The sequence below is a fragment of the Sphingomonas radicis genome (assembly GCF_051400635.1).
Lineage (GTDB): Bacteria > Pseudomonadota > Alphaproteobacteria > Sphingomonadales > Sphingomonadaceae > Sphingomonas.
Genome location: NZ_JBLFFG010000002.1, coordinates 571,421 through 595,987, shown reverse-complemented (window position 1 = coordinate 595,987; position 24,567 = coordinate 571,421). Strand labels below are relative to the sequence as shown.

Below are 24,567 nucleotides of genomic sequence, written 5' to 3'. Positions count from 1 at the left end.
CCCTTCTGGGCCATGGTGCGGCTACCACTGCTGCCATGGCCCAGACTGGCAGGATAGATGGCGCGGGGTGTTTGATCTGGTCGAAGGCCCACCGTTCGTATTTCGCGCAAGCATGGCTGTTCAATGCGGACCGATCGTGCATCATTGGTCATGGCCGCGGTCCGTCGACAGACATTGCTTCGCTACCTGGGCATCTGGGCGGCCTGGCTCGCAGTGGCGCTGGTCACGGCGCTTCAAACCTATGTCGCGGGCTTTGCGGGGGGACCGCAGCTCGCGCTGGGGCAGGCGCTGGTCAATGGGCTGATCTGGTATTCGGGCTGGGCGCTGCTGACACCGGGAGTAGTAGCGGTGGCACGGGCGTTTGCCGACGAACGGCGGCTGGGGCGGCTGCTCGCAGTTCATCTGGCCTTCGGGCTCGTCTTCGCCCTGCTGCACGTAACGCTCTACGCAGCGATGAACGCGATGATCTATGGGAGGACGGCGTGGGCGCCGTGGAGCGGCGACCTGCTGCTGCAAAAGCTGGCGACCAGCATCCACGTCCATCTGATGATCTACGCGATCATCGTCGCGATCGTGCTCGGCGCGCGGGCCTATCGGACCTTGCGGGACCGCGAGGTAGCCGCGGCCCGGCTCGAGACCCAGCTCTTCGAAGCTAAGACCGCGGCGCTGCGCGCCCAGCTACAGCCGCACTTCCTGTTCAACACGCTCAACGCGATCTCGGCGCTGGTGCCCGACGATCCCGTGACCGCACAGCGATTGCTCGCCCGTCTGGGCGATCTGCTGCGGCTGTCGATCGATCAGCACCGGTCGCAACGAAGCGCGCTCGCCGACGAGCTCGACTTCACCAATGCCTTTCTGGCGATCGAAGAAGCTAGATTGGGGGATCGGCTGAAGATCGTGCGCCGCATCGCGCCGGAAGTCCTCAACGTGCAGGTGCCGACTTTGCTGCTCCAGCCGCTGGTGGAGAACGCCGTGCGGCACGGAATCGCGCCGCTGGTCGCGGGCGGCACGTTGACGATCGAAGCGGGCCCGGTCGGCGATATGCTGCGGATCGGGATCTCGGACGACGGAAAGGGAGCGGCCGCGATCGTCGAAGGCGTCGGCCTCGGCAATGCACGCCAGCGTTTGCGCCAGCTCCATGGCGAGCGTCACATCTTCGCGATCGAGACGGCGCCGGGCCGGGGCTTCGGCGTCACCATCCTGGTGCCGCGGTGATCCGGACGCTGATCGTCGACGACGAGCCGCTCGCCCGCCGTGCGGTGCGCAAGCCGCTGGAGGACCAGGCTGACTTCGCGATCGTGGGCGAGGCGGGGCACGGGACGGAAGCCGTAGCGGCGATCGAGGCACTGCGGCCCGATCTGGTGTTCCTGGACGTGCAAATGCCGGAGATGGACGGCTTCGCGGTGATCGAGGCGACAGGTGTCGAGATGATGCCGCTCACCGTTTTCGTGACAGCGTTCGACGGCTACGCGGTGCGAGCGTTCGAAGCGCAGGCGCTCGACTATCTGCTCAAGCCTTTCGATGACCAGCGCTTCGCGCGCGTGCTCCAACGAGTGCGGCGGCAGATCGGCGCGGGCGACGACCACCGCGACCGGCTGCGATCGATGTTGGGAAGCCATGCGCCGCTGGTGGCGCGGGGCAGGGGCGTCGCCCAGTTGATCCGGCTCGCCGAGATCGACTGGATCGTCGCGGCCGGCGACTATGCCGAAGTGCACGCCGGCGGCCGTGCGCTGCTGCTCCATGAATCGATGGCATCGCTCGAGGCGCGGCTGCCCAGGCCTGAGTTCGCGCGCATCCATCGATCCGCGATCGTCAGGCTAGACCGGCTCGTCGAGGTCCGGGCCGGAAAGCACGGCGACGGCCTCGTCCGGCTGGCGTGTGGCACGGAGCTCAGGTTCAGCCGGCGGTATCGCGAGCCGATAGACGCCTATCTCGCGCGCTGATCCCGTCCGGCGATTCAGGGGTCCCGCTTGGCGAACGCGCGTTGCTCGATAGCGCCCTGCACGCCGACTCTCCCGATGCACAAGGGGAGGTTTGCTAATGCGGTGGAGATACGGATTGATCGTGACGCTCGCAGCAACGCTGTTCGGCGCACCGGCGGCGCAAGCGGAAGGCAGGCTGGTGACGGAGCAGATCCGCTCCGCGAGCTTCGCCGGCAGCCGGATCGGCATCTCGCCGGTACGCAACCTTACAATCTATCTACCGCCCCGTTACGCCGAGCAGGGCAGGCGCTTCCCGGTTCTGTATTTCCTCAACCATTTCTTCGAGGATCACCGAGAGCCCTTTGCCAGCCACGGTGCCAAGACGCTGCTGGACAAGGCCGTGGCCGAGGGGGTTATCGGCGACATCATCGTCGTCGTCGCCGACTTCTCCACGCCAGCCGGCAGCTCCTGGTACGTCAATTCGCCGGTGACCGGAAACTGGGAAGACTTCATGGTGCGCGAGCTCGTGCCTCATGTCGATGCGACGTATCGGACGCTGGCGAGCCGGGATTCGCGCGGCATCGCGGGTGACGGGGTGGGTGGTTATGGCGCGATGCGCTTCGGGATGCGCCACCCCGAGTTGTTCGGTGCGGTCTATGCGATGCAGCCGGTGGGTACCGGGCCCGGCGTGCAGACCACCTACAGCCGCCCGGACTGGAAGCGGCTGGCGGAGGTCCGATCGTTCGACGAGCTGGGCGAGGCGGATATCTTCTCGCGCATCTTCACCTCGATTTACCAGGCATTCACGCCCAACCCGGAGCGGCCGCCGCTGTTCTTCGATCCCTCGGCGCGTCTGGTCGAGAGAAGAGCGGTGGCCGATGCTCGCGTCGTGGCACGGCTTCATGAGGGTATGAGCCTGTCCGGCCAGATTCCCGATCATGCGGAGAATCTCAAATCGCTGCGCGGTTTCAAGTTCGATTGGGGCCGCGCCGACACGATCGTCGACCATGTCGTCGGCAACCAGGCCTTCGCGCATCGGCTCGACGAGTTCGGCGTTCCGCACGAGGCAGAGGAGCATGGCGGCGGCTTCCGCGATCGGCACTGGGGCGAGCAGGGGCGCTTCTTCACAGAAATGCTGCCCTTCTTCGCACGGCACCTGCTGTTCGGGCCGCCGGTGCGCCTTCAGGACCGTGTGGTCGCCGCGCACGGAAGGCTTCGTGATGCGATGATTACCCACGATGTCGACGCACGACTGCGGCTGTACCGGTCCGATGCGATGAGCATGCCCGAATATCAGCCGGCGCTATACGGCCTGGAGCAGATCTCCGCTTATCACCGCGCGATGGCGGGCCGGCGCCGCGTGATCGACTATATCCCGGTGACCACCGAGATATTCGATCTGGATGGCATCGCGCTCGAGATCGGCACTTTCGCCGTCACCTGGAGGCTCGCCAACGGCGCGATCGAAGAGGAGCGGGGAAAGTTCGCGCATGTCTGGGCGGAGGAGCCCGATGGTTCGTTGCGGCTGCGGTCCGATGTCTGGGGCTTCTTCCGCCCGCTTTCCGACCCCGCGGCGTTCCTCGTCGACATGCCGGAAGCCGTCCCCGTTTCGTCGGATCAGGCCCCAGGCGCCCGCCGACTGGCGGCGGAGCTGGACACTCGAAATCGGGCCATGGCGCGGGCCGTGATGACCAGAGATACCGAAGCGAAGATCGCCGACTATACCGACGACGCCGTCTACATGCCTTTCGCGGACACCAACAAGGTCGGGATCGGCGAGATCCGCGCACATCTCGTGCCCTACACCCGTGCAGGAGCCGGCGTCACTTTCGATTCGGTCCGGGTGTGGAACGTCGGCTTCGAGAGTCACGGGGACTTTATCCTGGAATATCCGAAATTCCGCGTCGAATGGAGCATGCCGGGCCAATCGGGCGTGGTGAAGGGCGGCGGCCTGCGGCTGTGGAAACGCATGCCCGGCGGCGTGCTCAAGCTCCACCGCCAGATCGGGACACACGATCATGTCAGATAATTCTTGTCGTTGGGGCAATTACGGCGTGAAGAGGAGAAGATCTTGGCCAGGCCAATTGTTCGCACGCTGGGAGCGATTCTACTCCTGATCTCCAGCGCGGCGGCCGCGCAGGATGCCGATCCGCGCTCCTTCGTTCGCCGGCATCATGCCGGCTCCGAGCCGGTCTCCGCCTCGATCGACGATGTCCGATGGCTCGAAGGCTATTGGATCGGGAAGATGCCGGAGGGGCCGGTCGAGCAATATTATCTGCCGCCGGCGGCCAATCAAATGCCGTCCTTCGTCCGGGCTCTGAGCGACAAGGGGATCGTCTTCTACGAGATTTCGGCGTTCGTCGAACGGGGCGGCACGATCTTCATCAGGCTGCGGCACTTCACGCCCGACCAGATCGGCTGGGAGGATCGATCGGGACCCATCGAACGCCCGCTTCTGGCGATCGAAGGCGGTAACCTCTTCTTCGACCGCATCAGCTTCATCCGAACCGACGAAGACACCTACACCGTTTATTTTCTGAACATGGAAGGCGACAAGGAGCAAGACACGCTGACCGTTCCCTTCCGCCGCGTCCGTCGCTGAACTGGAACAAAAACAGACACCGCAAATCCGCTGGCGAAATAGGATTTGATCTGCTTGTTCTCGCCATGGGCGCGTACAGGGATCCACGCATATCGCATAGCGCAGCCTTGGCGCGCGTGGCCGCCGCGAACCCGCGTGGGTGCGGCGCTGCCGCCGCGCGGTGCTGCGTCACTGCCGCCTGGGCGCTGCGTTGCTGCTGCGTACCTGCCGCTTCCGGCCAAAAAGCACATTATCGAGTCAACCGGAGGCAACCGCGCCCATGCGCCGTCCTGCCGGCTATTCGGGAATCTCGTCCGGAATCATGTTCTCGTCGGCGATGTTCGCGTCGAGCTGGGCCGAGCTGTCGGTGCCGTCGGGCTGGTGCGCATGTGCACCTTCCTCGGTCTCCAGCTCCGGCTTTTCGGGATCGGTCATCGGCGCTCTCCTTCACGAGGGAGAACGCCGGTGATGGCGCGGGTTTCCCGGTCAGCGGAACGGCGGCTCGTTGAACGCGCGGAGCTTCCGGCTGTGGAGCTTGGCGCCCTCACGCCGCAGCTCCTCCACTGTCTCGATGCCGATCTTCAGATGCTCGGCGATCGCGCGCTCGTAGAAGCGGTTGGCCTGGCCCGGCAGTTTGAGCTCGCCGTGGAGCGGCTTGTCCGAGACGCAGAGCAAAGTCCCATAGGGCACACGGAAGCGATAGCCCTGCGCCGCCAGCGTGGCGCTCTCCATGTCGACGCCCACTGCGCGGCTCAGCGAGAAGCGCAGCGCCGTGGTCGAATAGCGCAGCTCCCAGTTGCGATCGTCGGTGGTGACGATCGTGCCGGTGCGCAGCCGCTGCTTCAATTCGTCGCCCGACTGGCCCGACACCGTCTCGGCGGCGCGGGCGAGCGCCAGCTGGACCTCGGCGATCGCGGGGATCGGGATTTCGGGCGGCAGCACGTCGTCCATGATATGGTCGTCGCGCAGATAGGCGTGTGCCAGCACATAGTCGCCGATCCGCTGGCTGGGGCGCAGCCCGCCGCAATGCCCGATCATCAGCCATGCCTCGGGGCGGAGCACCGCGAGATGGTCGGTGATCGTCTTGGCGTTGGAAGGGCCTACGCCGATGTTGACCAGCGTGATGCCGGTGCGGCCCGGCGCCATCAGGTGATAGGCGGGCATCTGATGGCGGCGCCAGGCGCTGTCCGAGATCAGCCGGTCCATGTCCGCGGCATCCTCGACGACGATACCGCCCGCGCCGGAGACGCCGGTGAAGCGGCTGTCCGGCCCGAGCTGGGCGCAGGCCCAGCGAACGAACTCGTCCACATAGCGGTGATAGTTGGTGAACAGGATATATTGCTGGACGTGCTCGGTCGGCGTGCCGGTGTAGTGGCGCAGCCGCGCGAGCGAAAAGTCGGTGCGCAGCCCGTCGAACAGCGCGAGCGGGCGGGTGCCGTCGTGCGACACCCACAGCCCGTCGGCGATCTCGTCGCCGATGTGCGCGAGCTCGGTCGCCGGGAAATGGCGCGCGAGATCGGCGACCGAGACCTGGTCGAGGCTCAGCGCATGGCCTGGATCGAGCACATAGGCGAAGGGAATCTCCTGCCGTCCCTCGCGCGCCTCGACCTCGACGTCATAATCCTCGGTCAGGAAGGTGAGCTGCTCGGTCAGATAGTCGGCGAACATCGCCGGCTTGGTCACGCTGATGCGATATTCACCCGGCTCGACCAGGCGCCCGAACGATCGGCGCGGAACGGGGCGGCCGGGGCCGCCGTCGTAGCGGATGAGAATCTCGGGATAGGCGAAGGAGCCGTCGGTGCGGGTCTTGGGATCGGGCGGCGTGCCGTCGGTGAGATAGCGGGTGAGGGCGGCCTGCAGGCGTTCGACCGAGGCGCGATACAGCCGGTCCAGTTCGGCAACGATGTCGGATGCTTGGGTCATCTTGGAGCGCTAATGCGCCAAGATGACGCTGGCAAGACCGGCCGCGCCGAATGCCCCTCCCGCGCGGGAGGGGCAAGCGAGGTTATTTCTTGGACGAGCGCGAAGAGCCGTTGCCGCCACGCTTCTGCGTCGCGGCATAGACTGCGCCGCCGACAGCCGCCGCGGTTCCAGCCGCGATCGCCGCCGCAGCCACAGGGTGTTCCTTGGCGGCGCCGACGGTCGCGTCGAATGCCCCGCCGAGCGTTTCCTGCGCCGAAGCGATGAAGGACTTGCTCGAACCTTGGCTCTGCGCCTGGCTGCTGCTGCTCGAAGTGTTGCTGGTGTCGGCCATAACGGTTCCTCTCTGAAAATGCAGGGATTCAACTCCATGCCGCATCGCGAGTTCCGTTACGGCCCCGTCGTCACAGCCGGGCAAGCAGATAATCCGCCGAGCTGACTTCGAACTGGCCCGGTGCCTCGACATGAAGCTGCTCGACGACGCCGTCGTTGACGACCATCGAATAACGCTTGCCGCGAGTGCCCAGGCCGAATCCGCTGCCGTCCATCTCGAGCCCGACTGCCTTGGCGAAGGTGCCGTTGCCGTCGGCGAGCATCGTCACCTTGTCATCCACACCCGATGTCTTGCCCCAGGCGCCCATCACGAAGGCGTCGTTGACGGCGGTGCAGGCGATTTCGTCGACGCCCTTGGCCTTGAGCTCATCGGCCTTCTCGACGAAGCCCGGCAGGTGCTTGGCCGAGCAGGTGGGAGTGAAGGCGCCGGGGACGGAGAAGAGCGCGACCTTGCGTCCGGCGAAGAAATCGTCCGAGCTGACCTGCTCGGGGCCGCTTTCGGTGACCTTGGTGAAGCTGGTGGTGGGAATGCGGTCGCCAACCTGGATGGTCATCGTGTTTTCTCCTGATCCGTTCGGCCTGAGCTTGTCGAAGGCCTGCTTTGGGCCAGGCGGTGCGGTAGAAGATGTGCGCCCCTTCGACAAGCTCAGGGCGAACGGCAAGAATGCCGCTCGATTTTCAAGCGTGGCGGAGCCGCAGCCGCGCCGGTATGTTGATCGGGCATGGATTCGACGCAGTATCTCACCGGCCAGTTCCTCTTGGCGATGCCCGGAATCGGCGATCCGCGCTTCGAGCGCGCCGTGATCGCGATGTGCGCGCATGACGAGGCGGGTGCGCTCGGCATCGGCATCGGCGAGACGATCGAGGGGCTGAGCTTCCACGATCTCCTCCGGCAGTTCGAGATCGATCCCGAGGATGCGCCCGACGCGCCGGTGCATTTCGGCGGTCCGGTCGAGCCGCGCCGCGGCTTCGTGCTCCATTCGCCCGATTGGGGCGGGCAGGACACGATCAGTGTCGGCGGCCGCTGGTCGCTTTCGGGGACGATCGACGTGCTGCGCGCGATCGCCGAGCACAGCGGGCCCAGCCAGTGGCTGGTCGCGCTCGGCTATGCCGGCTGGGGAGAGGGGCAGCTCGACGAGGAACTGAGGCACCACGGCTGGTTCAACACAGACGGCGACATGCGGCTGCTCTACGAAGTCTCGGCGCCCGAGCGCTGGAGCAGGGGCTTCTCCTGCGCGGGCATCGACCCGCGGCTGCTCGCGAGCAGCGCCGGAACGGCCTGAGCTGCACTTACATATAAAGATATCTTTATATCTGGGTTGCGCAGTGAGCGCTGAGCGATTAGGGCGCAGGTATCGCGGCCGGTGATTCCGGCGCGCAAATCGATACACACGCTGGAGACAAGCCCGTGGCTACCGTGCTCGACAAGAACGACTACGTCATCAAGGACATCGCCCTCGCCGATTTCGGCCGCAAGGAAATCGAGATCGCCGAGACCGAGATGCCCGGCCTGATGGCGCTGCGCGACGAGTTCGGCGCATCGCAGCCATTGAAGGGCGCCCGCATCACCGGCTCGCTCCACATGACGATCCAGACCGCAGTGCTGATCGAGACGCTGGTCGCGCTCGGCGCGCAGGTCCGCTGGGCGACCTGCAACATCTTCTCGACGCAGGACCACGCCGCCGCCGCCATCGCCGCGGCGGGCATCCCCGTGTTCGCCGTGAAGGGCGAGAGCCTCGCCGAATATTGGGACTATGTCGGCGACATCTTCAACTGGGGCGCCGACGGTGACGGCACCACGGCCAACATCATCCTCGATGACGGCGGCGACGCGACGATGTTCGCGCTGTGGGGCGCCAAGCTCGAAGCCGGCGCGACGCTGGGCGAACCGGAGAATGACGAGGAAGTCGAGTTCCAGCGCGCGCTCAAGGCGTTCATCGCCAAGTATCCGGGCTATCTGACCGAGACCGTCAAGAACCTGAAGGGCGTTTCGGAAGAGACCACCACCGGCGTCCACCGCCTGTACGAGATCGCCAAGAAGGGCGAGCTGCCGTTCCCGGCGATCAACGTCAACGACAGCGTCACCAAGTCGAAGTTCGACAATCTCTATGGCTGCAAGGAATCGCTGGTCGACGCTATCCGCCGCGCCACCGACGTGATGCTGGCCGGCAAGGTCGCCTGTGTCGCCGGCTTCGGCGACGTCGGCAAGGGCAGCGCTCAATCGCTTCGCAACGGCGGCGCGCGCGTGCTCGTCACCGAGATCGATCCGATCTGCGCGCTGCAGGCGGCGATGGAGGGCTTCGAGGTCGTGACGATGGAAGAGGCGGTCAAGCGCGCCGACATCTTCGTGACGGCGACCGGCAATGCCGATGTGATCACCGCCGATCACATGAAGGCGATGAAGCCGATGGCGATCGTCTGCAACATCGGCCACTTCGACAGCGAGATCCAGATCTCGGCGCTGTCGAACTATGAGTGGGACGAAGTGAAGCCCGGCACCGATCTGGTGAAGTTCCCCGACGGCAAGCAGATCATCATCCTCGCCAAGGGCCGTCTCGTGAACCTCGGCTGCGCGACCGGCCACCCGTCGTTCGTGATGTCCTCGTCGTTCACCAACCAGGTGCTCGCGCAGATCGAGCTGTGGACCAAGGGTGAGAACTACGCGAACCAGGTCTATGTCCTGCCGAAGCACCTCGACGAAAAGGTCGCGGCGCTCCACCTCGAGAAGCTGGGCGTGAAGCTCTCCAAGCTCACCAAGAAGCAGGCCGATTACATCGGCGTGCCGGTCGAAGGGCCGTTCAAGCCGGACCACTATCGCTACTGAGCCTTTGGGCTCCGAAATCGAAGGCCGCGCTTTCCCGGAGGCGCGGCCTTTTTCATGAGCGTGGCCTAGTGTGTTGCTTCAATGTGACACCAAGAGCGCAAAATGAACCGATGCTACACCGCAAAGGCGACGGAAACGCCACAGAAAGGTTATGACTCGACGCCGCTGGTATCCAAAAGAGGGAAACTGTCATGGCGTACTCTGTCGTCCGCGGTCGCGGATTGCTCACCGCTTCGCTCGCCGCGCTGGCACTCGCGCAGCTCGCTTCTCCGGCTTCGGCACAGACTGCCGAACCTGCCCAGACCGACGACAGCGCCGTTGATCCAGCCGCTCAGGACCCGCAGGAGGAAGTCGTCGTCACCGGCTCGCGCATCGCGCGTCCCGAGCTGTCCTTGCCCAATCCTGTGCAGGTCCTTTCTGCCGAGACGATCGAGCAGTCTGGCAAGACCAATTTGACTGACTTCCTGGTCAACAGCCCGGCATTGCTCGGCTCGCAGACCAATATCGTTGCTGCCGGCTCGAATCTTTTGGGCGGCGCACAGAACGTCGGCGTGAACAATCTCGACCTGCGCAATCTCGGCGAGAGCCGCACGCTGGTGCTCGTGGACGGCCGCCGTCACGTGGCCGGCTACCCCGGCAGCGCCGCGGTCGACATCAACACTATCCCGACCGATCTGGTCGAGAAGGTCGATATCCTGACCGGTGGCGCCTCGGCCATCTATGGCGCGGACGGCGTTTCGGGCGTGGTCAATTTCATCCTCAAGAAGGATTTCGATGGGCTGCGCGTGCGCGGTCAAACCAGCATCTCCGAGCGCGGCGATGCGGGTGAGTATTTCATTGCGGCGACCGCCGGCAAGAACTTCGCGGACGGGCGCGGAAATGTCACTGTCGCCTATGAGTATAACAAGCAGGATCGGTTCAGCCAGCGCGATCGCCTGAACTATGGGCAGACGGGCCCATCCTGGGCGTTCGTGCGCAACCTCGACGATCCTGATGGTCCGTCCGACAACGACGGTATTCCCGATCGTATCCTTTACACCAACCTTCGCTGGGCAGACAGCTCGCCCGGCGGAGCTATCGACCTAGACGGAGACTTCACGCCCGATCGCACTGGCGAAGGCGGCATCTATGATCTGGGCACCTATCTTCCCGGGTCGGCCTTCACGATCGGCGGATCGAGCACGCCGCGCGAAAGCTATTACGGTGACTTCACGCCCTTTTCGGAGCGCCACATCGCCAATGTGATGGCACGCTACGAGTTCAGCCCCGCATTCGAACTGTACGCCGAGGGCAAGTACGTCCGCTCGAAGGCTTTCACCTTCGCCCAGCCGACCTATGACTTCCTGACCGAGCTTGCGCCTGACAATGCCTATCTGCAAGACCGCTTCGGTGCCGATGCTGCGAACGGCGCGGTCTTCAGTCGGGACCATTTCGACTTCGGCATCCGTCGCTATGAAATGGAACGCGAATTGTTCCGCACCGTCGTGGGCGCGAAGGGCGAGGTCGCGCAGAATCTCGACTATGACGTATCCTACGTTTTCGGCCAGTCGACGCAGGAGGCGACCAATCGCAACGACCGCATCACCGAGCGCTATTATGCCGCGATCGACGCCGTATATGATGGCGCGGACGGTATCACCTGCCGAATCAACCTGCCGGGCCAGACCATGGTCCAAGGCAATAACTATGGCGGCCAGCCGATATTTAACGGTGCGCCGACTACTTTCACGCCAGGCCAGTGCGTGCCGCTCAACATACTCGGCCAGGGATCGCCTTCGCAGGCCGCGCTTGATTTCGTTACCGTCGATCATACCAGCTGGGCGCGCATCCAGCAGCACGTCGTCTCTGCAGTGCTGTCGGGCAACACCGGCTCGTTCTTGAATCTGCCTGGCGGGCCGGTCGGCTTCGCGGTCGGCGCCGAGTACCGCAAGGAGAAGAGCCGCTTCGTCCCGTCGGACTACAGCCTCGCGGGCGCGCTGATGGACGATGCGCCGGCGCGGGTCGACGAAGGTAGCTTCGATGTCAAGGAAGCCTATGCCGAGGTCAACCTGCCGATCCTGGCCGATATGCCGTTCGCCGAAAATCTGTCGATCGGCGGCGCCATCCGCCTGTCGGATTATTCGACGATCGGGGGCACAACGACGTGGAACGTCAACGGTAGCTATTCGCCAGTCCGGGACATCACTTTCCGTGGAACCTATTCGGAAGCCGTACGCGCTCCGAACATCACCGAGCTGTTCGCCGGCGGCAGCGGCACCTACGAGTTCATCGATGACCCTTGCGATATCGATCACATTACCCAGGGCACGCAATATCGGCAGGCGAACTGCGCCGCGGCGCTAGGCGCTCTGGGCATTGATCCTGCAACCTTCAATCCTGCCGACGACTTCACCTCGCCTGCGAACAGCAGCCTTCTGGGCTTCCAGGGCGGTAACCCGACGCTCAACGAGGAAACTGCGAAGACTTGGACTGCCGGTGTCGTGCTGCGCCCGAGCTTCGCTCCCGGGTTCACCCTCACGGCGGACTGGTACGACATCCGCCTGAAGCAGGCGATCCAATATTCGACTGCGCAGGACATCGTCGATCTGTGCGTTGACCAGCCCGATCTGGACAACATCTACTGCAGCGTCGTTGAGCGCAGCCCGACTACTGGCTATGTCTCCTATTACACGATCATTCCGGAGAACGTGGCATCGTTCGAGACTGCGGGCCTTGACGTGACGCTCAACTATCGCTTCGAGCCGTTCGACGATGCCGGTACGTTCAACGTCAGCCTTCAGGGCAACTACCTGAACAAGCTGCAGTTCGTGCCCACGGCCGGTGCCGATCCTGAGAACGAGCTCGCATCGTGGGACTATCCCGCGCCGAAATACAGCGCGATGTTCGATCTGACCTGGGCCAAGGGTGGTACGACGATCAACTATGGTATCAACTGGTGGTCGCGGACGCGCCGCGTCACTCGGGAGGAGGAACGCGCTAATCCCGATTACGTCGCGCCCGAGTATATCTGGTACAAGGAAAAATGGGAGCACGAGCTCTACATCAGCCACGACGTGGATGACCGCTTCACCTTCTATGCAGGCATCAATAACCTGTTCGACATGAAGCCGGACGTAGGCGCCGTCGCTTATCCGGTCAGCGCCGTCGGCCGCTCCTTCTTCCTGGGCGCTAAGGCCAACATCTTCTGAGCTCGGATCGAGGCACAAAGAAGGGCCCGGCAACAACCGGGCCCTTTTTCGTTTCGGCTCAAGGCTCTAACCGGAACGTCGCGCGGACGCGGCTCGTTGTTGCTTGCGACAGGGAGACGAGAGGATGCGACGCGAGCTCATGGCCAGGCTGGCGCTGGGAAGTGCCGGAATATTCATAGGTGGCAGCCTGATGGGGCTGGCGCTTGCCAACTATGCCGATTCGGGCTCGTTCCATTTCTATCGTGCAGCGAGCGAGCGGGCCTGGACCGCGAAAGCATCCCAAGTCCGGCCGATCGACTTCGCGGCGGAGACTTCGTGGCTGGCTTCGCCCGACACCGGGCTGCTGCAGCGCGCGGCGTTCGAGCGGTGAGCAATGGCGGCCGCGCCCGAGCCTCTTCCTGATTTCGACCCGAGCGGTGCCTGCCAACGGGTAGGGGCGGCGCTGCGTCAGGCGTGGGACGGCGTCGAAAATGCCCCTCTGGAAGATGAAACCCGGCGGCTCATGCTCCATCTGTCGATCGAACCGCTCGAGCCGCAGGCGGCCGCACGGCGCGCCGAGCCCCATGCCACGCCTCGCCGCCGTTCGCTGGTCCGGCGTTTGCTGGGGCGAACTGCCCGGCAGGTCCGTGCCTGACCGCGTCGCTATCGGCTTCCCGATCGCCCGCGCTTTCCCTAAGGGTTAGGGATGATGGCGCATCGCGGCCGCGGAGGGGCGGCTTGATTGAGATTCCGCAGTCTGCGGCGGTGATGGCCGGTGCGGCAATCGCGCTGCTGTTGATCGCTGCGGCCTGGGCGCTGTTCGCGGGGCTGCGCGCGCGCGCTGCGGGCCGTGCGCTTGCCGAGCGCGACTCTCGCCTCGCCACCCTCGTCCAGACTTGCCCCGCCCAGGCGATGGTGGTGCGCGCCGACCGTCGTGTCGAGCTTTCGCGCCGGCTGGGGGACTGGCTGGGGCTGCCCGAGCTGCCCAAGGAGCTCGATGATCTCGTCGGCGACGAGGTCGGGCTGGTCGCCGAAGACTTCGAAATTCTGTCGGATCACGTGACTGCCGCCCAGAAGGCCGGCCAGCCCTTCCGGCTTGCAGTGCGGCCCAAGGGATCGGAGCGCGCGCTGCTGGTGATCGGCGAGCGTGCACCCGATGCCGTGCGCGCGCCGGGTGGCGTGCTGCTGTGGTTCCTCGACGCAACCGAGAGCCAGAGCGAAATCGCGGTCCTCCAGCGGGAGGCGATGCGGCTTCGCGCCGCCTTCGATGCACTCACTGCGCTGATCGAGGCCGCGCCGATGCCGATGTGGTACCGCGGACCCGACCTCAGGCTGCTGATGGTCAACAGCTGCTATGTCGAGGCAGTGGAGGGCAGGGACAGCGAGGACGTGGTGGCGCGCGGGCTCGAGCTGGTCGAGGGCGCCGGAATGGGCGGTCCGCTCGCTAACGCGGCGATCGCCCGCGACACCGGCGAGCCCCAGATCGCTGCGATGCCCGCCACGGTGGGCGGCGCGCGGCGGATGCTGCGCCTTCACGACGTGCCGCTCCCCACGGGCGGTGTCGCCGGCTTCGCGATCGACATTGAGGATCTGGAGCAGGCCCGCGGCGGCCTTCGGCGCTTCGTCAAGGCGCAGCGCGCGATGCTCGATCGGGTCTCGGCGGGCGTGGCGCAGTTCGCCGCGGATCGCAGCCTCGTCTTCTCGAACCAGCCCTTCCGGCGGATGTTCGCGCTGAAGTCCGAATGGGTCGCAGATCGGCCGGAGTTCGATCGCGTGCTCGATCGCATGCGCGAGGCCAACCGGCTGCCCGAGGTGCGGGACTTTCCCGCCTGGAAGGCCGAGCGGCGCGACTGGTTCACCGCGCCCGACGCAGTCGAAGAGACCTGGACCGTCGCCGGCACGCATCTTCGCGTCGTGGCCCAGCCGCTGCCCGAAGGCGGGCTGCTGCTGATGTTCGAGGATCGTACCCAGCAGTTCGAGCTGCAGCGCGAGCACGGCGAGATGCAGCAGGTGCGCACCGCCACGCTGGAGAGCCTAGCCGAGGCGGTCGCCGTATTCGGCAAGGGCCGGCTCCAGCTGTGGAACCGCAAGTTCCGCCAGGTCTGGGGTTTCGAGGATGGGTTCCTCGACGGTCATCCGCAGATCGCCTCGCTGGTCAAGGAAGTGGGGCCGCGCCTTGCCAATCCGTCGCGCGCCGACGTGCTGGGCGATCTGATCCGGCTTGCTGCCAAGGATCGGCAGCAGCGCGGATCGAGCATTGCGTTCAGGGACGGGCGCCATTTCGACGTCAACGCGGTGCCGCTGCCCGACGGCAATGCGCTGGTGACGATGCTCGACACGACCGACCACCACCGTGCCGAACGCGCCCTCAGGGACCGCAACGAGGCGCTGGAGGCTGCAGACCGCGTGAAGACCGCCTTCGTCGCCAACATGAGCTATGAGTTGCGCACCCCGCTTACATCGATCAAGGGCTTCACCGAGATGTTGCATGGCGGCTTCGCGGGCGAGCTCACGCCGAGTGGCTGCGAATATGCCGAGGCGATCCTGGCCTCGGTCGACCGGCTGAGCGGGCTGGTCGACGACGTGCTCGACCTCACCCAGAGCGAAGGCGCCCCGATCGATCGCGTGCAGGTGGACCTGGAGCTCGGCGCGAACAGTGCCGCAGAGGCGATCGCACCGCTCGCCAAGGCCAAGGCGATCGAGCTGGTGGTGGAGGACACGGGCAATGCGGGCAGCGTGCTCGGCGATCCCCGCCGCCTGCGTCAGGCGATCGAGCATCTTCTGCGCCACGCCGTCGCGGCGACGCCGGAGAAGGGCAGGGTGCTGCTCCACCTCGACGGCACCCCGGATATGGCGCGGATCATCGTTTCGGACGACGGCCCCGGGATGAGCAAGGAAGCGGTTGCCAAGGCGTTCGATCGCTTTGCCCAGGCTGGAATCACCCGCAAGGGTGAGCGTGCGCTGGGTCTCGGCCTTCCGCTCGCCAAGCAGTTCGTCGAGGCGCACGGCGGCCGGATCGAGCTGATCTCCGAGCCGGGCGAGGGAACGCTCGTCCGGGTGGAGCTGCCGCGCAAATGATGCGGCTCGGCACCGTTGAGGACAATCTCGCGCTCGGGGCGCGGCTCGCGGCGCTCGCGCAGCCCGGCGATGTCATTGCGCTGTCGGGACCGCTCGGAGCGGGGAAGACCAGCATCGCGCGCGGGCTGCTCGCGGCGCTCGGGCTCGAGGACGAGGCGCCGAGCCCCAGCTTCGCGATCGTCCAGCCCTATGCCCCGCCCGAGGTGCGCCTGCCGGTGCTCCACGTCGACCTCTACCGGATCGAGGATCCGGGAGAGGCCGAGGAACTGGGGCTCGACGAAGCACGCGCCGATTCGCTGCTGCTCGTCGAATGGCCCGAGCGATTGGGCGAGGCGTATTGGCGCGATGCCCTGTGGCTGAGCCTGGAAGTGCTGCCGGATGGCGCGCGCAGCTTGACAGCCAAGGTGCCCGCGGCATGGAGGGATCGATGGTTCCCGACATGAATCCGCCCGCAGCGGCGCCCGACTTCCTGATTGCCGCCGGATGGGAGGGAGCCGAGATCCGGCCGCTCGCCGGCGACGCTTCCTTCCGGCGCTATTTCCGCGTCGTTCACCACGATCGCAGCGCGATCCTGATGGATGCGCCGCCGCCGCACGAAGACCCGCGCCCCTTCATCAAGGTCGCCCGCTGGCTCACCGAGCGCGGCTTTGCGGCACCGGAGATATTCCACGAGAACCTCGATCATGGCCTGGTTTTGCTCCAGGACTTCGGCGACGCCCGGATGCGCGAGACGGTGGACGCGGCGCCCGAAAGCGAGCTCCGGCTCTACGAGGCCGCCGTCGATCTGCTCATTCGCCTGCGCGAGCACCCCGCGGCGGACCTGCGCGGCTATGATCTCACCGAATATCAGCGCGAGGCGGCGCTGCTCCCCGAATGGTATTGCCCCGCCGTCGGGATCGACGCCGACGTGCAGGGCTATGCCGATGCCTGGAGCAAGGCGCTCGCGCCCGCGCTCGACAGTCACACGCCCGTCACGGTGCTGCGCGACTACCACGCCGAGAACATCATGCTGATCGAGGGCAGCGAGAGCTTGGGCCTGCTCGACTTCCAGGACGCGCTGGCGGGGCATCCCGCCTATGACCTCGTCTCGCTGCTGCAGGACGCGCGGCGCGACGTTCCGGCGGCGCTCGAGACGGCGATGCTCGATCGCTACAAGCGGATTACCGGCGCGGGCGACGGCTTCGACGTCGCCTATCATCTGCTCGGCGCGCAGCGGAACGCCAAGATCATCGGCATCTTCACTCGGCTGTGGAAGCGCGACGGCAAGCCGCGCTACCCGGGGCTTTGCCCGCGCGTCTGGACCTATCTGGAACGCGACCTTGCCCACCCTGCGCTCAAGCCTGTGGCGGACTGGTTCGATGCCCATGTGCCTGCAGAGATGCGCGGCGACCCGATGACGATCGCGGGCGAATGAGCAGCAGCGCCACCTATTCGCTGCGTCCGCAACCCGCCGCAGCAGCGCCCGAGACGGCGATGGTGATGGCGGCAGGCCTCGGCAAGCGCATGCGCCCGCTCACTGCCACGCGTCCAAAGCCACTCGTAGAAGTAGCCAGCAAGCCATTGATCGATCACGTCTTCGATCATCTGCGCAGCGCGGGGGTGAAACGCGCGGTGGTCAACGTCCATTACCTCGCCGACCAGATGGAGGCGCACCTCAAGGCGCGCGTCAGGGACATCGACGTGCTGGTTTCGGACGAGCGCAGGCAGCTGATGGAGACGGGTGGGGGGCTCGTCCAGGCGCGCGAACTGATCGGCGACAAGCCCTTCGTCTGCGTCAACAGCGACAATCTCTGGATCGACGGGCCGATCGACGCGATTCGCCAGCTCGCCGAGCAATGGGACGACGATCGCATGGACGCGCTGCTGCTGCTCATCCCGCTGGCGCGTGCCTATTGCCATCGCGGCCAGGGTGATTTCCGCCTCGACGCGCTCGGGCGGATCACCGAGCGGCGCAAGCCCGGCCGCCTCGCGCCCTTCGTCTATACCGGCGTGCAGATCCTGTCGCCGCGCGTGATCCGCGACTGGCCCGAGGGGCCATTCTCGACCAACCTCTTCTGGACGCGCGCAATGGAGCAGGGCCGCCTCTGGGGAGCAGTCCACCAGGGGCTGTGGTTCGACGTCGGCTCCCCCGAAGCGATCAAGGCGACCGAGGCCGTGCTGGCGCAGATGTGACGGACAAGTTCTCCTCCCTGAAAGGGAGGGGTTAGGGGTGGGTGGCGGCGCCTGCGGCTCGATGCCGCAGACGCCGCCCTTGCGGAAGTGTTGCAGGGCTCGCTACGCTCGCCACCCACCCCCGGCCCCTCCCTTTTAGGGAGGGGAGCGAGTTTTAGATGCCCGAACGCCTCCATCTCTACACCATCCCGCCGCATCGCGCCTTTGCCGATGCGCTGGCGATCGGGCTGATCCGGCGCTTCGGAGGCGATCCGCTGCGGCTCGCGCGCGGGCTGGTGCTGCTCCCTAACAACCGCGCGCGGCGGGCGATGCAGGAAGCGTTCGTGCGCGCGAGCGGGGGCGGGCTGCTGCTGCCGCGGCTGGTCGCAGTGGGCGATCCCGAGCTCGACGAAGCGGCGGGCGCAGCGTTCGATCCGGCCGACGATCCCGATCCCGTGCCGCCGGCAGTGCCGCCGCTCCAGCGCCGGATGATCCTCGCGCGGCTGATCCAGGATGCCGGCGCACCGGTCGACGCTGCCGAAGCCGTGCGGCTCGCAGGCGAGCTGGGGCGCACGCTCGATCAGCTCCTGGTCGAGGAAGTCGCACCGCGCCGATTGCGCGAGCTGGAGCTCGGCAGCGAGCTTTCGGCGCATTGGGAGCGCTCGCTCAAGCTGTTCGAAGTCGTGCTCGATCGCTGGCCGCGCGAGCTCGATCGGCTCGGCCGGATCGACCTCGCCGAGCGCCGCCGGCACCTGCTCGATAAGGTGGCGGCGCGCTGGAAGCAGCAGCCGCCCGAGGGCTTCGTCTGCGCGGCCGGCATCACCACTTCGGCGCCCGCAGTCGCGCGGCTGCTCCGCACCGTCGCCGGGCTTCCGCAGGGAATGGTCGTGCTGCCCGGCCTCGCCACCGGCATTTCCGATGCCGAGTGGGGCCTGCTGGGTCCGCACGCCCCCGATCCCGTCACCGGCCGCCGCCGGCGCAGCATCGAGACGCATCCGCAGTTCCATCTCAAGCTGCTGCTCGATCGCATGGGAGTCCACCGTAGCGAGTTCGATCCGTGGCGCGCGGCCAGCGAGCATGATGCGCCGCCCGCGCGCAGCAAGGCGATCGCTTCGGCGATGGCGCCGCCCGAGCTCACCCATGGCTGGACTGCGCTGCCCGCAGCCGAACGCCGGCTCGACAAGGTCCGTGCGCTCGAAGTCGCGACCCCCGCCGAGGAGGCCCAGGCCATCGCACTCGCGCTGCGCGAGGCACTCGAGACTCCCGGCCGCACCGCCGCGCTGGTGACGCCCGATCGTGCGCTCGCGCGGCGAGTGGCGGCGCATTGCGTGCGCTGGGGGCTCGCGGTGGACGACACTGCCGGCCAGCCGCTCTCGGTGCTCCCTCCCGGCACGCTGCTGCTCGCGATCGCCGACGCCGCAGCGCAGGGTTTCGCGCCGCTGCCGCTGCTCGCGCTCCTCAAGCACCCGCTGGTGATGCCGGACACTCGGCCCCAATGGCTGGAGGGCGTCCGCGCCCTCGACCGAGCACTTCGCGGCCCGCGGCCGGCAACCGGGCTCGCCGGGATCGACCGGCATCTCGCCGAGCAGGAGGGGCGCGACGGTCCGGTACGGCGCGCCGCCGCGCGCTGGTGGCCGGAGGCGCGCGAACGGCTCGCTCCCCTCGAAGCCGTGTTCGGCGGCGGAGCGCAGTCGATAGCGGACCTGCTCGTAGCGCTGCGCGAGGCATCGCAGGCGCTGGGTGGCGATGCGCTGTGGAGCCGTGCCGAAGGCCGTGCCGCGGCCGATCTCCTCGATTCGCTGGAGCAGGAGGCGCAGCTCGGCCCGCCGCTTGCAGAGCCTGCCGCGCTCGCGCCGATGCTGCGGGCGCTGATGGACGAAGCCGCAGTGCGCCCGCCACAGGGCGGCCATCCGCGGCTAGCGATCCTCGGCTTGATCGAGGCACAGCTGCAAACGGCCGATCTGATGATCCTGGGGGGGCTCAACGAAGGGATCTGGCCCGGGCTTCCCGCGCCCGATCCGTGGCTTGCGCCCCGCATTCGCGTCGAGCTGGGCCTGCCGGGGCTCGAACGCCGGATCGGGCTCTCGGCGCACGATCTGGCGGGCGCGCTCGGAGCGCCCGAAGTGTTGCTCACGCGCGCCCGCCGCGACGGGACTGCGCCCACGATCGCATCGCGCTTCTGGCTGCGGCTTCAGGCCCTGTCGGGGGGACTCGAACGCGCCACCGAGCTCGAGGCCTGGCTGCGGGCGGTCGATGATCCGGGCGATTTCGCGCCGAGCGAGCGGCCGGCGCCGGCACCCCCTGTCGCGGCGCGACCCAAGGCGATCTCTGTCACAGAAGTCGATCGCCTAAAGGCCGATCCTTACGCCTTCTATGCCCGGCGGATGCTCCGGCTTATGCCGCTCGATCCGGTCGACGCCGATCCGAGCGCGGCGTGGCGCGGCACGGCGGTACACGCCGTTCTTCAGAAATGGTTCGAACTCGACGATTGCGCGCCCGATCGGCTCCGCGCGCGTGCCGAGGCCATGCTGGCCGACGAGCGCACCCATCCGATGATGCGCGCGCTGTGGCAGCCGCGGCTGATGGAAGCGATCGACTGGATCGCCGCCGAGATCGCGTCCGACCCCGCCCGCAAAGTGCTCGCGGTCGAAAGGCGCGGCGTGATCGATTTCGCAGGCGTCGAGCTAAGCGGCACCTTCGATCGGATCGACCGGCTCGCGGATGGCAGCCTCGCGATCGTCGACTACAAGACCGGCAAGCCGCCGTCGCTCGCTGCGGTGCGCGAGGGATTCAGCCTCCAGCTCTGGCTGCTCGGATTGATCGCCGAGCGCGGCGGCTTCGACGGGATCGAGGGAGAGGCGAAAGGCTTCGAATATTGGTCGCTCTCGCGCAATCGCAGCGGCGGCTTCGGCTATGTCGAGAGCCCCTGCGATCCCAGGCGGCGCGACCATCTGCCCGCCGACGATTTCGTCGCCGCCGCAATGCGCGCGTTCGAAGGGGCTGCGCATAAGTGGCTGACTGGAAACGAGCCCTTCACCGCCAAGCTCCACCCCGATTTCGCACCCTATGCCGAATATGACCAGCTGATGCGCCGCGACGAATGGTACGGTCGTGAGTGAGGTCCGCCCCCTCCATCCACTCAAGGGCAACCAGCGCCGGGCGAGCGATCCATCGCGCCACGTCTGGCTCTCGGCGTCGGCCGGCACCGGCAAGACGCAGGTGCTCGCCGCGCGCGTGTGGCGGCTGCTGCTCGCGGGCGTCGATCCCGGCGCGATCCTGTGCCTCACCTTCACCAAGGCGGGTGCCGCCGAGATGTCCGAGCGGATCACCGGCCGGCTGGCCCGCTGGGTGCGAGCCAAGCCCGAGGAGCTGTTCGCCGATCTCGAAGCGCTCGGCGAGGACTCGGGGCCCGCCGCGCAGGATCGCGCCCGTACCCTGTTCGCCAAGGTGCTCGATGCGCCGGGCGGGGGCATCCGCATCCAGACGATCCACAGCTTCTGCCAGTCGCTGCTCGCCGCCTTCCCGGTCGAGGCGGGGCTGGTGCCCGGCTTCCGCCCGCTCGACCAGCGCGAGGAGGCGGTGCTGGCGCGCGAGGCGCTAGCCGAGATGCTGGTCGCCGCTGAGCGCGAGGGGCGCAGTCAGCTGATCGACGCCGTCGGTGCGCTGAGCCTCCGGCTCGGCGAGGGCAAGGCGGAGGGATTCCTCAAAGCCTGCGCCAATGCTTCGGAGGCGATGGAGGCGCTGCCGAGCGGCGTCCAGCCCTTCCTGCGCCGTGCGCTCGACCTTCCTTCGGGCGACATCGACGCAGAGATCGAGCGCTGCTGCGCCGACGATGCATTCGACTGCCAGGCCTTGCGCGAAATCGCCATGATGAACGCGGCATGGGGGACCAAATCGGGGCTGGCGCGCGCGGAGGAGATCGCGATGTGGCTCACCCTGCCGCCGGGCAGGCGCGCGTTGCGGCTGGCCGATCTTCATTCGGTCTGGGCGACGGCCAAGGGCGACCCACGCTCCTTCGGCAAGGGGCAGGCGCCGCAGGACGCGGGCTATGCCGATCTTGCGATGCGGCTCCACACCCGCTGCGGCGAGCTGCTGGCGATGAAGATCCGCGCCGACTTTGCCGACCTGCTCGCGCGGGCGCTGGAGGCTGGCCGCGCCTATGCGGAGACGTATGCCCGCGCCAAGCGCCGCACCGGTGCAGTGGATTTCAACGACCTGATCCGCCGTACCGTCGCGCTGCTCGCAGAGCCGGGGATGGGCGATTGGGTGCGCTTCAAACTCGATCAGGCGACCGAACATGTGCTGATAGACGAGGCCCAGGATACCAATCCGCAGCAATGGGCGATCGTCGGCGCGATCGCGGACGAATTCTTCGCGGGCGAAGGCGCGCGGGGCGATGCCGTACGCACGCTCTTCACCGTCGGAGATTACAAGCAGGCGATCTTCGGCTTCCAGGGCACCGATCCTATCTATTTCCGCGCCGCTTTCGAGCGGTTCCGCGAACGCGCGCAGGTGCGGGCGGAATATGAAGTCGATGCGCACGGGCTCGAATCGCTTTCGCTCACCCACAGCTTTCGCTCGACGCGCCCCGTGCTCGAATTCGTTGATGCCGCGGTTGGGGCCTTGCCCGAGCCCGGCATGGGCCAGTTCAGCGATGCCGAGGAACATGCGAGCGAAGTGCCGGGCCCCGGCACGGTCACGCTATGGCCGCCGGTGATCGAGGGCGGCAGCGACGAAGAAGAGGAAAGCTGGGTAGGAGACGCCACCCGCAAGCTGGCGGGCGACATCGCCAAAGCGATCAAGACCTGGCTCGACGACGGGCTGATGCTCGAGAGCAAGGGCAGGGCGCTCCGGCCCGAGGACGTGATGATCCTGGTCAAGCGCCGTGGTGAGCTCGCTTCGCTGATCGTCGCGCGGCTCTATGCCGAGGGGGTGCCCGTCGCGGGTGTCGACCGGCTCCGCCTCAACGCCCCGCTTGCGGTGCAGGACCTGCTTGCCGCAATTCGCTTTGCGCTCCAGCCCGAGGATGATCTGTCGCTCGCGGCGCTGCTCGTATCGCCGCTGATCGGCTGGAGCCAGGATGCGCTGATGGCCGCGGCGGTGCGGGACAAGGGCGGGCTGTGGCGCCACCTGCGCGCCACCCAGCCGGAGGAACGGCTGGAGCCGCTCCATGCGCTGCTCCGCCGCGCCGACATCGCCACGCCCTATCGCTTCCTAGAGGAAATCCTCTCGGGCCCGATGCAGGGGCGCCGCAAGCTGCTGCTCCGGCTCGGCGAGGAAGCCCGCGATCCGATCGAGGAGCTGCTGGGCGCCGCACTCAACTTCGAGAAACTCGCCACGCCCTCGCTCCAGCGCTTCCTCGACTGGTTCGATCGCGGCGACGTCGAGATCGTCCGCGATGCCGCCCAGCCGCAGGCGGCGGTGCGGGTGATGACCGCGCACGGCGCCAAGGGGCTCCAGGCGCCGCTGGTGATCCTCGCCGACGCGACCGTGGACCCGACGCGAAGTCCGCGCGATTTCCTGCTCTGGGGCCCCGAGCGTCACGATGGGCCCGCCTTTCCGATCTTCCGGCCCCGCGCAGCCGAGCGCGGCGGTCCGCTCGACGCGGCGGTGGCCGGACAGGACGCGCGCGAGCTCGAGGAGCATTGGCGGCTCTTCTACGTCGCCGCCACGCGTGCCGAAGAGCGGCTGGTGGTCGCAGGCGCGCTCGGTCCCCAGGCCAGGGGCGTGCCGCCGCGCAACAGCTGGTACGCCGCGAGTGCAGCGGCGCTGGACGCGCTCGGCGTGCCCGAAGGCGAGGGCGTACGCGAGTTCCGCGGGCGCACGCCCGCCGCCCCGATCGTGCGCTCGGGCGAGATCCGGATCGCCGCGGAAGCAGGGCCGGCGCTCCCCGCGTGGGCGAGCCGCCCCGCGCCGGCTGAGGCGCGCCCGCCGCGGCCGCTTGCGCCTTCGTCGCTCGGCGAGGACCTGGTCGCCGATCCGCCCCCCACGCCCGCGATGCGCCAGGCAGCGGAGCGCGGCCGGCTGCTCCACGCATTGTTCGAGCGGCTTCCCGCGATCGAGCCCGCCGCCCGCCCCGGCGCCGCGGAGCGATGGCTGGCAGGCGCAGGGGGTGTCGCCGACCCGCAGCTCCGCGCCGCAATCATCGCCGACGCCCTCGCCGTGACCGAGGACGCGCGCTTTGCCGAGCTGTTCGGCCGGCAGGCACTCGCCGAGGCGCCGATCGCCGCGGTGGTCCAGGGCGGGCACGTCGTCTCGGGCACCGTCGATCGGCTGGTGGTGCTGCCTGATCGCATCCGCGTGGTCGATTTCAAGACCGGCCGCCGCGCCCCCGCTTCGATCGAAGACATTCCGCCCTATCATTTGCGCCAGATGGCGGCCTATGCGGCGGCGCTGGAGGTCGTGTTTCCCGGCCGCGCGATCGAGGCCGGGCTGCTCTACACCGCGGGGCCCGTGCTCCACCTGCTCCCGGACGCGCTGCTCGCCGCGCACAAGCCCGGCTACGCGGCCGCGGAGCAAAGCTTGGCCCCAGGCGCTTGAGCCACACGCCCGGCGCACATAAGTAAGTTCCAAGACCTATTCAGGAGAACA

At 67.1% G+C, this 24,567-nt stretch carries 19 protein-coding genes; 15 read left to right on the top strand and 4 right to left on the bottom strand.

Features of this window, described 5'->3' with window-relative positions; translation table 11 throughout:
• Nucleotides 1-123 precede the first annotated feature (123 nt).
• The 4 genes from ACMGDH_RS09650 (at nt 124) to ACMGDH_RS09635 (ending at nt 4,524) form a co-directional block, all read left to right on the top strand.
• Entirely contained in the window at nt 124-1,215 is a 1,092-nt protein-coding gene (locus ACMGDH_RS09650; RefSeq protein ID WP_436827730.1) for a sensor histidine kinase, read from the top strand.
• Nucleotides 1,212-1,943, top strand: a complete 732-nt coding sequence (locus ACMGDH_RS09645) for a LytR/AlgR family response regulator transcription factor (RefSeq protein ID WP_436827729.1) — start codon at nt 1,212-1,214, stop codon at nt 1,941-1,943. The genes ACMGDH_RS09650 and ACMGDH_RS09645 overlap by 4 nt, the downstream gene beginning before the upstream one ends.
• A gap of 121 nt (nt 1,944-2,064) precedes the next feature.
• On the top strand, nt 2,065-3,951 hold the full coding sequence (locus ACMGDH_RS09640; RefSeq protein WP_436827728.1) for an alpha/beta hydrolase-fold protein: 1,887 nt from the start codon (nt 2,065-2,067) through the stop codon (nt 3,949-3,951).
• 42 nt (nt 3,952-3,993) lie between these two features.
• Complete coding sequence (locus ACMGDH_RS09635; RefSeq protein WP_436827727.1) at nt 3,994-4,524, top strand: DUF6265 family protein; 531 nt, start codon at nt 3,994-3,996, stop codon at nt 4,522-4,524.
• Between the two features lie 276 nt (nt 4,525-4,800).
• Here the strand turns inward: ACMGDH_RS09635 and ACMGDH_RS09630 are convergent, their stop codons facing one another.
• The 4 genes from ACMGDH_RS09630 to ACMGDH_RS09615 form a co-directional block, all read right to left on the bottom strand.
• A complete protein-coding gene (locus ACMGDH_RS09630) occupies nt 4,801-4,938 on the bottom strand; it encodes a hypothetical protein (RefSeq protein ID WP_436827726.1) in 138 nt (45 codons plus the stop codon).
• A gap of 51 nt (nt 4,939-4,989) precedes the next feature.
• Complete coding sequence (locus ACMGDH_RS09625; protein WP_436827725.1) at nt 4,990-6,426, bottom strand: AMP nucleosidase; 1,437 nt, start codon at nt 6,424-6,426, stop codon at nt 4,990-4,992.
• 82 nt (nt 6,427-6,508) lie between these two features.
• Nucleotides 6,509-6,757 carry a hypothetical protein gene (locus ACMGDH_RS09620; RefSeq protein WP_436827724.1) on the bottom strand — a complete coding sequence of 83 codons (249 nt, stop codon included), beginning with the start codon at nt 6,755-6,757 and terminating at the stop codon, nt 6,509-6,511.
• 70 nt (nt 6,758-6,827) lie between these two features.
• The gene (locus ACMGDH_RS09615; protein WP_436827723.1) at nt 6,828-7,310 is read right to left on the bottom strand and encodes a peroxiredoxin; all 483 of its coding nucleotides are present in this window, start codon (nt 7,308-7,310) and stop codon (nt 6,828-6,830) included.
• A gap of 168 nt (nt 7,311-7,478) precedes the next feature.
• On the opposite strand from ACMGDH_RS09615, the gene ACMGDH_RS09610 reads away from it, so the two are divergent.
• The 11 genes from ACMGDH_RS09610 to addA all read left to right on the top strand — a co-directional run bounded on the left by ACMGDH_RS09610 (nt 7,479) and on the right by addA (nt 24,516).
• Entirely contained in the window at nt 7,479-8,039 is a 561-nt protein-coding gene (locus tag ACMGDH_RS09610; protein ID WP_436827722.1) for a YqgE/AlgH family protein, read from the top strand.
• A 125-nt stretch (nt 8,040-8,164) separates the two neighbouring features.
• Nucleotides 8,165-9,580, top strand: coding sequence for an adenosylhomocysteinase (gene ahcY / locus ACMGDH_RS09605; RefSeq protein ID WP_436827721.1), 1,416 nt, complete (start codon nt 8,165-8,167; stop codon nt 9,578-9,580).
• A 191-nt stretch (nt 9,581-9,771) separates the two neighbouring features.
• Nucleotides 9,772-12,768: a TonB-dependent receptor plug domain-containing protein gene (locus ACMGDH_RS09600; RefSeq protein WP_436827720.1), complete on the top strand. Its 2,997-nt coding sequence runs from the start codon at nt 9,772-9,774 to the stop codon at nt 12,766-12,768.
• A gap of 124 nt (nt 12,769-12,892) precedes the next feature.
• The gene (locus tag ACMGDH_RS09595; RefSeq protein WP_436827719.1) at nt 12,893-13,138 is read left to right on the top strand and encodes a hypothetical protein; all 246 of its coding nucleotides are present in this window, start codon (nt 12,893-12,895) and stop codon (nt 13,136-13,138) included.
• 3 nt (nt 13,139-13,141) lie between these two features.
• Nucleotides 13,142-13,402, top strand: a complete 261-nt coding sequence (locus tag ACMGDH_RS09590) for a hypothetical protein (RefSeq protein ID WP_436827718.1) — start codon at nt 13,142-13,144, stop codon at nt 13,400-13,402.
• A gap of 83 nt (nt 13,403-13,485) precedes the next feature.
• Nucleotides 13,486-15,825 carry a sensor histidine kinase gene (locus ACMGDH_RS09585; protein WP_436827717.1) on the top strand — a complete coding sequence of 780 codons (2,340 nt, stop codon included), beginning with the start codon at nt 13,486-13,488 and terminating at the stop codon, nt 15,823-15,825.
• Complete coding sequence (tsaE, locus tag ACMGDH_RS09580; RefSeq protein ID WP_436828232.1) at nt 15,825-16,268, top strand: tRNA (adenosine(37)-N6)-threonylcarbamoyltransferase complex ATPase subunit type 1 TsaE; 444 nt, start codon at nt 15,825-15,827, stop codon at nt 16,266-16,268. Before ACMGDH_RS09585 ends, tsaE begins: the two co-directional genes overlap by 1 nt.
• Nucleotides 16,265-17,239 carry an aminoglycoside phosphotransferase family protein gene (locus ACMGDH_RS09575; RefSeq protein ID WP_436828231.1) on the top strand — a complete coding sequence of 325 codons (975 nt, stop codon included), beginning with the start codon at nt 16,265-16,267 and terminating at the stop codon, nt 17,237-17,239. The genes tsaE and ACMGDH_RS09575 overlap by 4 nt, the downstream gene beginning before the upstream one ends.
• Entirely contained in the window at nt 17,236-17,997 is a 762-nt protein-coding gene (locus ACMGDH_RS09570) for a nucleotidyltransferase family protein (RefSeq protein WP_436827716.1), read from the top strand. The genes ACMGDH_RS09575 and ACMGDH_RS09570 overlap by 4 nt, the downstream gene beginning before the upstream one ends.
• Nucleotides 17,998-18,155: 158 nt before the next feature.
• A complete protein-coding gene (gene addB, locus ACMGDH_RS09565) occupies nt 18,156-21,095 on the top strand; it encodes a double-strand break repair protein AddB (RefSeq protein ID WP_436827715.1) in 2,940 nt (979 codons plus the stop codon).
• Nucleotides 21,088-24,516 carry a double-strand break repair helicase AddA gene (addA, locus tag ACMGDH_RS09560; protein WP_436827714.1) on the top strand — a complete coding sequence of 1,143 codons (3,429 nt, stop codon included), beginning with the start codon at nt 21,088-21,090 and terminating at the stop codon, nt 24,514-24,516. Before addB ends, addA begins: the two co-directional genes overlap by 8 nt.
• Nucleotides 24,517-24,567 lie beyond the last annotated feature (51 nt).